9 protein-coding genes are annotated in these 9,441 nt (G+C 66.7%); 8 read left to right on the top strand and 1 reads right to left on the bottom strand.

Going from position 1 to position 9,441, the window contains the following annotated elements; genetic code table 11:
- Window positions 1-459: 459 nt before the first annotated feature.
- From A9W96_RS15930 to A9W96_RS15895, 8 genes are all read left to right on the top strand, one after another.
- A complete protein-coding gene (locus A9W96_RS15930; protein WP_156765273.1) occupies window positions 460-1,476 on the top strand; it encodes a sensor domain-containing protein in 1,017 nt (338 codons plus the stop codon).
- A gap of 49 nt (window positions 1,477-1,525) precedes the next feature.
- Entirely contained in the window at window positions 1,526-2,269 is a 744-nt protein-coding gene (locus tag A9W96_RS15925) for a sensor domain-containing protein (RefSeq protein ID WP_197499537.1), read from the top strand.
- 153 nt (window positions 2,270-2,422) lie between these two features.
- Window positions 2,423-2,764: a hypothetical protein gene (locus tag A9W96_RS15920; protein WP_067141129.1), complete on the top strand. Its 342-nt coding sequence runs from the start codon at window positions 2,423-2,425 to the stop codon at window positions 2,762-2,764.
- A complete protein-coding gene (locus tag A9W96_RS15915; protein WP_231999705.1) occupies window positions 2,761-4,038 on the top strand; it encodes a hypothetical protein in 1,278 nt (425 codons plus the stop codon). Before A9W96_RS15920 ends, A9W96_RS15915 begins: the two co-directional genes overlap by 4 nt.
- Window positions 4,035-5,246: a hypothetical protein gene (locus A9W96_RS15910; protein WP_067141126.1), complete on the top strand. Its 1,212-nt coding sequence runs from the start codon at window positions 4,035-4,037 to the stop codon at window positions 5,244-5,246. Before A9W96_RS15915 ends, A9W96_RS15910 begins: the two co-directional genes overlap by 4 nt.
- Window positions 5,247-5,254: 8 nt before the next feature.
- On the top strand, window positions 5,255-7,285 hold the full coding sequence (locus tag A9W96_RS15905) for a serine/threonine-protein kinase (protein WP_067141123.1): 2,031 nt from the start codon (window positions 5,255-5,257) through the stop codon (window positions 7,283-7,285).
- On the top strand, window positions 7,266-8,189 hold the full coding sequence (locus tag A9W96_RS15900) for an SseB family protein (protein WP_231999704.1): 924 nt from the start codon (window positions 7,266-7,268) through the stop codon (window positions 8,187-8,189). The genes A9W96_RS15905 and A9W96_RS15900 overlap by 20 nt, the downstream gene beginning before the upstream one ends.
- Entirely contained in the window at window positions 8,186-8,797 is a 612-nt protein-coding gene (locus A9W96_RS15895) for a hypothetical protein (protein ID WP_231999703.1), read from the top strand. The genes A9W96_RS15900 and A9W96_RS15895 overlap by 4 nt, the downstream gene beginning before the upstream one ends.
- A 67-nt stretch (window positions 8,798-8,864) precedes the next feature.
- Here A9W96_RS15895 and A9W96_RS15890 read toward each other — a convergent pair whose 3' ends face one another.
- Window positions 8,865-9,338: a hypothetical protein gene (locus A9W96_RS15890; protein WP_067141120.1), complete on the bottom strand. Its 474-nt coding sequence runs from the start codon at window positions 9,336-9,338 to the stop codon at window positions 8,865-8,867.
- Window positions 9,339-9,441 lie beyond the last annotated feature (103 nt).

The following is a 9,441-nucleotide window of genomic DNA, read 5'->3' as shown; positions in this document are numbered from 1 at the left end:
GCTGAGCAGCAGGTCTGGCAGGTGCTGGGGCAGGATCGCCGGGGGTTGCCAGCGGCCGAGGTCTGCGGCAGCCGCGGCAGCACCTCGGTGACTTCCTCACCGGGCCCGGGGCGCGTGGGCGGCATCGCAGCAGGCTCGTTGCCGTTGCCGTTGCGCGTCGCGGCGTTGCCCGATGGCGGGGCAGTCTGGGCGAAGTGGAGCGGTGGGTTCGCATGGTGGGGCATCTGCTGTTCTTCGGGGATAGGTGGGGTTGCGGGGTGCGGGGCGGACCACTGTGTCGCGGCCGGGGCCTGTCCAAGCCGAGGGGTGAAGCCCTCAGGCGCTGCCGTGCTGTCATGCATGCTTTGGATTAGACCACAGCATAAAACCGAGCGCAATGATTCCGAACATTGCGCCGCTGTGGTTTTGTTGGTAGCGTCTGCACCCATATCCACCAGGCCCAGCCAAGGAGACCGCCCCATGAGCGCCTCAAAACCGCACGCATACACCCCAGAAAACAGCGCATCAAAACACAGCACCCGTACATCGCGGCTGACCGCCACCGCCCGCTGGGCAATCCTCGCCGCCACCGCCCTATGCCTGCTGCTCACCGGCTGCACCGCCACCACCACCGGCCACCCCGCGGCTGCCGCAGACCTCGGCCGCTGGCAACCCCCGCCTGCCTGGGGCCCTGGCCCGGGCTACCCTGCTGCGATCGCAGCGCCGCGCCACCAGCGGTTCCCCCTCTGGGCCCGCATCGGCGCCGCCGCCGCGGCCATAGTCGCCATAGTGGCCACCGGAATCGTGATCAACGTCGCCAGCAGCCCCGATGACATGGGCAGCGTGGCAGTGACTCGCTCCCCCCGCCCGTCCTCGACGCAGGCCAGCCCGAGCCCAACCCCTCAACCCGCGGCAACGGTGCCGTTGTCGGCGCTACCCGGGCTGCTGCTGGATGTGGCGACTATCAGCAGCATCGAGGGTGCGACGAACATCGCGCCGACACCGGACGCCGGTAGCGACGACGTGGCCTACAGCGGCGTGAGCACCGACCGGCCCGAATGCGGCGCGATCCAAATCCCCGCGCTCGAGTCCGAACTCGAGGGCACCGGTTGGGTCGGGATACGCACCCAGTCGCTGCAGGACCCGAAAGTCGTTGAGCACCTAGACAACAGCGCCGTGATCTACTTCACGACCGCCAAGGCGGCAAGCGAATTCGTGACCAAGCAGGCTGCGGCCTGGCCGAAATGCAACGGCGCCACCTTGCGCCTGCTGGAGCGGGGCCAGCCAGACAGCATCTGGATGGCGGGCACGGTCGCCAACCGTGACGGCATGCTCAGCATCATCAACACCCAGGAAGGTGCGGGGGGATGGCAGTGCCAACGGGCCATGACCGCGCGTAACAACATCGTCATCGATGTACGCAGCTGCGGTAATAACCGCACCGACCAGGGCCTCAAGATCGCGACCCGGATGGCCGAACGTGTCAACCCCCGCTAACCAGCAGCAGCACCAAGCCAGCGAGAAGGGAGGGGCGGCCATGGCTTGGATGCGCTTGGCGCCCAATGGCCTTCGGCTCATCCTGGTGCTGGCGTCCTCGGCGATGATCACGCTGGTGGCCGGTTGCGCTGACGTCGTCAGCGGCACGGTGCGCGCGGCGCCGGACCTCAAACCGCGGCCGCTGGTCGGCGAGGTCATCAAGCAGGCGATGCTGACCGATGCTGAGTTGTCGCACGTGTTCGGTCAATCGTTCAAACTCGATGACAGTATGCCGCCGAAGTTAGGAGGCCCGGCAGAGATGTACTGGGACTGGCCGGGTGCTTCACGCAGCGATTGCGCCTCGCTGGCGCACATCCTCATGGGCGAGGCCTACCGTAATGCGCAGGTGGTCAACGTTGCTCACGAACAGTGGTGGGCCGCCGATGTCGGCGAATTTCCCACGGTGATCGATCTCGTCGAGGGTGTGGTCGCGTTACCGACCGCGGCGGCGGCCAATGCGTTGTTTGAGAAATTCGGTTCGCAGTGGTCGCGGTGCGCCGGTCAGCGCCTCGACAGCGGCTTGGGATTTCAGAATGAGATCACCGACGTGCATGCCGACGGCTCGGTCGTGGAAGCCACCGTGGAAGAGGCGGACCTGCACACGAAACTGCGGCGGGTGCGCGCGCTCGGTGTGCGGGGCAATTGCCTCGTGGAGGTCGAGGCGGTCTATTTCCGCGACGTGGCGCCCGCGCCGGGCAAGAAAGCCAGCGATGTGGCCCGCGCGATGATGGGCAAAATCAGCGATCGCAGCTGACGCCCTGGTAGTAGCGGCTACCATTCTCCCATCGTTGCCGGCGCACACAGGCCGGCCGCGGGACCTGAGAAAAGGAGGGATCGGACGTGCGCGACGAATCGGCGACTGAGCCGATGGCGACGCTGCTCAACAGCGCGCGCGCCCGCCAGCTGGATGCTGCGGCGCGGAACCGCCTGCCACCGCGTCGCGCGCGAGGCCGCACTGCTGTATCCGGACAATCCCGACTTACAGCAGTGCGCGGTCGACGCGGCGATCGACTATCTCAACGACAATGCTGACCTGGACGCTGACGGTGCCGAATGGCACCGCATTCGCGACCAGGAGAAGCGACTCGGTGCCCGAGTGCGCCAACTCGCGGTGATGGCGGTGGCCGACAAGGCTGTCTCGGAGCGGCGGGCGGCCAGCGCCATCTTCATCGACCGCATGGCGTTGCGGCGCTGGTCGGGCAAACGGCCCAACAGGCGCCGGAGCGGATCAGCGAAAGCCGCCCGGTGAAGATCCGACACACAAGCATCGTCGCCGCGCGCCGGGGCTTATCGCCGCTGCTGCTCAGCCTCGCCGTAGTGGTCGTCGTGGGCAGCGGCTGCTCGAACCAGGTGACGGGGGTAGCCGTCAAGTCCGGCGGCCCGGCGCCCGCGGCGGCCAACGCGGCCCTGCTCGACCCCGGTAACTATCCGCGCCGGCCCCGGCCCCCCTTGGGCAACGTCGCCGATGACGCCGCCGGGCGCCGCGTCGAGGCCCGGCGGATGGCCGACATGGTGGCCGGACCGTGGCAGATCGACGCCACGTTGATCAGCCCGACGAACGCCGAAATCGCGCCCACGACAGCGTTTCCCGAGCCCACACGGCTGTCGGCGCTAGTGCGTGGGGATTCGATCGCCGCGATCGCCGCCGCGCATCATTTCGTGGCCGGTTTCGTCAGTGGGCGCGCCACCCCGCCACCGCCACAGGGGCAGGCCGGCGTTGACAAGCCCAAGATCCTGGACAACGGGGTGTTTCGGTTCCCCAGCTCCCAAGACGCGTCGGATGCGGCCGCGGAGATGGCCGCCGCGGATGTGGGCACCATCCGCCCGGGCAATATCCCAGCGACGCGGCTGGCGATCCCCAACTATCCCAACACGTGGGCCTACGTGGCCCCGCTGTCCGGGGGTTTTGAAGCCTCAGCGTTCAGCGCGCACGGCCCGTACGTGTTTTTCCAGTTCGCCGGATCCAAGGAAAGCTCCGCGGCGGTCGCCGACATGATCGCCAAAACGCTGGATTTGCAAGGCCCGGCCGCTGACCACTTTCAAGCCACCCCGGTCGATCAGCTGGCCGGCTTGCCGGCCGACCCGACCGGGCTGCTGGCCCGCACCGTGCCGGCCACCGATCCAAACGTCAACCAGGGTGGGGTCTACTCCCCGCACGGCTCGCTACATTTCCGATCAGACCCGGTGGCCACCCAGGCGATGTTCAACGACGGCGGCATCACCCACGTGGCCGTCGACCGCACCACCATCTATGAGGCCGTCGATACCACCGGCGCCCAGCGCGCCGCTGATGGGCTTGCCCGCATCGACGTGCCGTTCCTGGGCTATCACTCCGCCCCCGGCATCAACGGTTTACCCTCGGCGCGCTGCTTTGACCGCGGGCCCGACATCACCGACCTGGGGGCGGTGCGGTTTTTGTGCATCGCCACCGCGGCGCGCTACGCGTTCAAAGCCACTGCGGCCCAAGAGGTTGAGGCCCATCAGATCATGGCTGCCCAATACTTGATGCTGACCGCGCCATGATCGGGCGCATCCGTTCGTGGTTGCGCGCCGCGGCCGTCGGGGTCGCGGCGCTGACGGTGGCATGCAGTACCACGATCGCCGGCAGTGCGGTCAAAGCCCCCGGGGAGGCCAGCCCCGACATGGTGGATCTGGCGTTGCTGGATGCTGGGAACTTCCCCACCACCCCCCGCGCCCCGTTGGGGGTGGCCGGCGACGCGCTGCGCGGCGGGTGGGCCGAAGGGCGCCGCCTGGCCAGCGTGGTGGTGGGCCCGTGGGAGGTCGACGCCGACCTGATCGACTATGCGCAAATCGAATCCGGCGTGGTCAAAGACGTCGATGCGGTCAACGCGCTGCTCGGGGCTCCGCTGGGGGAGGCGCTTAACGGCCACAACTTGCTGGCCGGGTTTTCCAGCGCCCGTCACACCGACAAGGGCCCCTACAAGGACCTGCTGACCACGGTGTTGGAACTGGCCAGCCCGGCTGATGCGAGCGCCGCGATCACCGCGATGGCAGCCAAAGGTGCTGCCCTGACGATGCCCTTTGACACCAAACCCCTCCCGACGCAACCGTTTTCGATTCCCCGATACCCAGCTACGACGGCACTGACCTACCAGTGGACAGCGCAATACCCCGACCCCGGCCCGCGGTTCTCGGTGACCGCCTTGACCGCACACGGGCAATACGTGCTGGCGCAAACAGCGACGTCGGCTGACAAACCCGATACGGCTGCCGGGTTGATCGCCACCACACTGGATTTGCAGCAGCCCCTGGTCGACAAATTCAAGCCGACCCCGCCGGATCAGATGGCTCAACTGCCGCTGGACCCCGATGGGTTGATGGCCCACACGGTGGCCCCCCGCCAAGAAAACGAGTCGATCAGCGACGGGATCTATGACGCCCATGGGGCGCTGCACCTGGCCACCGGCGACCCCGTCCACTTGGCGGCGATGTTCAAATCCGCTGGCGTGCAACAGGTCTCCTACGTCCTTGAAACCCGGGTCTACCAAACCCCCGACACGGCCTCCGCGGCGCGCCTCGTCGCCGATGAGACCGGGCCCAACCAGGTCGGCGGGATCAGCGGCATGCCCAAGGCGAAATGCTTCAACGAAACCCTGGGCTACTGGTGCGTGGCCCGCGCCGACCGCTACGCCTTCGAGATGCAGAACGAACAAGACCACGCTCTGCACCAGATGATGGCCGCCCAATACCGCATGCTGACAGGGAAATGAGCCGCTGAATGCCCCTTGATGTAGGAACTATCATCGCCGGCTACCGCATCGAAGGCGTGCTGGGCCAGGGCGGGATGGGCACGGTGTATCTGGCCCGCCACCCGACGCTGCCCCGCAGCGAGGCGCTGAAAATCCTGTCCGGCGAACTGTCCGGAGACCGCCAATTCAGGGAGCGCTTCATCCGCGAAGCCAACCTGGCCGCGAGCCTGGACCATCCGAACATCGTGCGGGTCTACAACCGAGGCGAAACCGACGGGCACCTGTGGATCGCCATGGAATACGTCAAAGGAACCGCCGCCAACGATTTGGACCGCGCCAACCTCACCCCGGCCCGTATCGTGCGCATCATCACCGACGTCGCCGCCGCACTCGACTACGCCCACTCGCAGCACGTCTTACACCGCGATATCAAACCCGGCAACTTCCTCGTCGCAGCGCCCGGCAGTGAGCGTGAACGAGTGTTATTGGCGGACTTCGGCATTGCACGCGCTCTCGACGATGCCACCGCCCTGACCGCGACGGGCTCGATGGTCGGCACCGCGGCCTACGCCGCGCCGGAGACCATCGAAGGCCGACTCGCCGATCACCGCACCGACATTTACTCGCTGGGGTGTGCCCTGTTTCGGCTGCTGACCAGCCGCACTCCGTATGAGGACCCCTCCAACAAGTCCCTTGAGGCCATATTGGTCGGACACCTGATGCGGCCTGTTCCGCACCCCAGCGACATCAACCCCACGCTGCCACCGCAGATCGACGAGGTGATGGCTCGCGCGCTGGCCAAAAATCCTGCTGATCGTTTCCAGACCGCTGGCGAACTGGCTGCGGCGACTACCGCGGCGCTGACTAACAATCCGGCACCGCCAACCATCACCGGGCCTCGTCCCTCCCAGCCGACCAATCCCACACTGACCTACCCACCCACCGGACCTTCCCTACCGGCGGGCTCCGCACCGGTGTGGCCGGCCTATGATCCCCGCGCAGCATCCGCGAATGGGGCGGCGCCGCAGCCGTTCACGGGCGCGCCGCCCCCCTCAACCCCGACCGGTCGCCCAACCGAGTCCGGTCCTAAACTCAAGCGCCGCAGCCGCACCCGGCTGATCGCGGGAGCAACCATCGTGGTTGCCGCGTTGGTCGCAGCGACAGTGGTGGGCATTCACCTGTTCGGCACCACCAGCACCGGATTGGGCCCATACCAACCGCAGACCCTGAACACCAAATTCGGCACCCTCAAAATCGAGCACCGCCCGATGGCCATCGCCGCGCTCGGAGCTGGCGACCCCGATGCCGTGCTCTCACTCGGCGCCCCTGTAGTGGTGATGAACGCGCCCGGCGCGACCACACCGAGCTGGCTGCAGCCGCTCATCCATTCCACCCCACCTGTCTTCGCCGCCGCCGACACCGCCGCCATCACCGCTGCCAAACCCGACCTCATCATCGACACCGACAACATCGACCAGACCACCTACAACTCGCTGGCCGCGATCGCCCCCACGCTGACCCAACCCGCCGACAACACCCAAGACTGGAACTGGCAGGCCCAACTGAACTGGATCGCCACCGCGCTGGGCCGCACCGACACCGCCAAAACCTTGGTCGACAAGGCGCAGTCCGAGCAGAACCAGATCCGCTCCGAGCATCGAAGTTTCGGCGGCAAATCCATCGTCGCGGTCAACTACACCGGGACCAACACCACCGCGGCGGCGGTCCCATCACCGCCGAGCAGCTACCTGGAAAGCATCGGCTTCACCTACAACACCCACTACAAACGCGCCCCCGGCGGCCCACCAACCGTCCCGTTCAACATCGACGACGTCGACTACATCGCTCAACGCAGCGACGTCATGCTGCTGCTGCGCACCGACCCGGGCGCCGGCGGCGGCGGATACGGCGGCCTGCCCGCCAAATACAGCAGTTTCGGCGGCACGCTCGTCATCGTCGATGACCCCGCCACAATCGCCGCCCTCAACGCCGGCGGCCCAGCAGCCACCACCTACCTCAACACCGCGCTGGTGACCAAACTTGGCAACCAAATCCACTAAACCGCCAACGAGACACCGCGCGCCGCGTTCAGGCTGCAGCGCACGCGCGTTAAGAACCAGGCCATCGTTGAATCACGCTATCTGTGCAGTCAGGGGAATCCGTATGGCAATGGCAACCGAGGACAACGGAAACCGCGCCACCCTGGTCGACAATGTGGCGCTGCGACAAGCCGTCGCCGCCTTCGCCGCACAACCCAACCAGCGCGGGGCGCTCGAGGTGCTCCGTCTGTGCATGTTCGGTGAGGTGCTTTTCGACATCACCGGATCCGATGCATTTACCGGCCAAACACCGTTCGCGGCCGGGTCTCGCCTCCAAATCCGCGGCGGCACAGGCCCCCACGGCAAAGGGTCGGCGCTGTTCGCTTATACCCGTCATGAGGAGATCGCCCGCCTGCACCCGCCGGGTGCGCGCACGCAGTCATTGGTGCAGTCGGCTACCGGGGCCCTGGAGCTGGCCCAAAGCCAAGGCAACGACTGGCTCTATATCGACCCCGCCGGCCCCACCTGTGCATTGTCGGCCGCCGAAATCGATTTCGCCTTGCGCAATCCGAATAACGAGCCGCTCAAACGGGCGCTGGCCGATCACGCTGCCGGCAAGATCGACAGGCACACCGTCGTCGACGTGGTGCGCCAGAACGGACCGTTGGCGATCGCCGCCGACGAGTCCCAAGGCGACGGGCACATCGCCGTTCGCAACACCACACATCCCGACGGCAGCTCGAGCATCTTCGGCTTCACCAGCGGCCCAGAAGTTCTGGCTTGGAGCCCCGCTGATGCGGCGGGGCCCCTCACGGTCGAACAAGTGGTGAACATGGCTCGCGCGCAAGGCCACAGCGGGATCGTCATCAACCCGGCCGGCCCATACCTGTGGGTCTCGCTGGCCGAAATCACCCAATTAAAATGAAGAACACCAACATCTTTCACGCGCCGAGAACCCGGCTCAAAGATGTTGCTGCGAAACGATCGTTCATATTGATCGGGCTGGCGTTTGCCTGGCCGGCGTTGGTCGGTCTGCCCCTGCATGCGACCGCAGCGCCCGATGACATTGATGCACTGATCGACGACAGCGGGCCACTGCCCAAACAGGCCCGCGACCTCACGGCACTACCTGATCTGCTGTTCACCACCCCTAGTGGCCTGCTGTGCAAAAAGACCGTGGTCAAGGTGATGCACGACGTGACGTGCGCGGGTGATCTGCCCGGGGCGCCGGCGGGGACCCGGGTAGTGACACTGCCCACGGTCTACGCCCAGGCCAACGGGCCGGCGCGGTTTCTGCCCACCCCGCCCGAACGTTTCTTCGGCGACACCACGGGCCAGGCACCGGTCCTGCTGCCAGCGGGGCACAAAATCGTGTTCTGGGCGTTCTCGAACACCCAATCGCTGGTCTGCGGGGTGCCGCGATCGGCGGATCTGGTGTGCAGGCTCAACGCGCCGAAGGCCATCGGTGCCGACAACAGCGGTCCACAAACCCATGGCTTCGTGATCGCGGCTCCCCACAGTCACGTCTTCTGACGACAGCCAAGACGCGCGCGGCTCCCCGTCAGCGGAGCCATCGATCGTTCGCTCACATCGTGATCGGTTATCTGTCTATCAGGTCGGCGATGAGGCGCTCGATAGCGTCGGTGACATCGGGCGTTACGGGGCGTTCGGCTTCAGCGTCTTCAAGGGCTGAGGCGGGCAGTCCGGAGCCGATGGCCGCCTCTTCCAGGCTCAGCTCCGCCTGGTGGCGGGCGCCGTAAAGCCGCTGCCCCAACGTCGCCGACGGCGAGCCGGCGGCGCGCATCATCACATCGTTGTAGGTGCGCCGCACACGGCTCAACGCCTTCATGGCCGCAGGGCCCCCCGTGGGTTGGCGCGCCGCAGTCAACGCCAGGCCCTCGAGCCTGCGCAGATCAGCCAGGATGGCAGTGGCTTTGGCGGTGAAGTCCGGGGTGGTCGGCTCAGGCAAGTCCGCGATGATCGCGCTGACGCCTTGCAGGGCGAGCGAACAGCAGCGGCCGTCCCTGCGGCTGGTAGTGACGAGGCGACCGAGGTGTTCACCGACTCCATTCACGCACCGACCATGGCGCGCACGGTCGAGCTCGCCCTGCAAGGCGTCAGCGCGATCATCGCGGACTTGCCTGAGCCGACCACCCCGGACTTCACCGCCAAAGCCA

The sequence above is a fragment of the Mycobacterium sp. 1245852.3 genome (assembly GCF_001669335.1).
GTDB lineage: Bacteria > Actinomycetota > Actinomycetes > Mycobacteriales > Mycobacteriaceae > Mycobacterium > Mycobacterium europaeum_A.
The sequence above is the reverse complement of the archived record's forward strand: the minus strand, read 5'-3'. Positions and strand labels throughout refer to the sequence as shown.

Excerpts from the sequence above, each read along its gene's own strand:
- A9W96_RS15920 (WP_067141129.1), top strand. The coding sequence starts at position 2,423 with ATGCTGCGGCGCGGAACCGCCTGCCACCGCGTCGCGCGCGAGGCCGCA.
- A9W96_RS15910 (WP_067141126.1), top strand. The coding sequence starts at position 4,035 with ATGATCGGGCGCATCCGTTCGTGGTTGCGCGCCGCGGCCGTCGGGGTC.
- A9W96_RS15925 (WP_197499537.1), top strand. The coding sequence starts at position 1,526 with ATGCGCTTGGCGCCCAATGGCCTTCGGCTCATCCTGGTGCTGGCGTCC.
- A9W96_RS15930 (WP_156765273.1), top strand. The coding sequence starts at position 460 with ATGAGCGCCTCAAAACCGCACGCATACACCCCAGAAAACAGCGCATCA.
- A9W96_RS15905 (WP_067141123.1), top strand. The coding sequence starts at position 5,255 with ATGCCCCTTGATGTAGGAACTATCATCGCCGGCTACCGCATCGAAGGC.
- A9W96_RS15895 (WP_231999703.1), top strand. The coding sequence starts at position 8,186 with ATGAAGAACACCAACATCTTTCACGCGCCGAGAACCCGGCTCAAAGAT.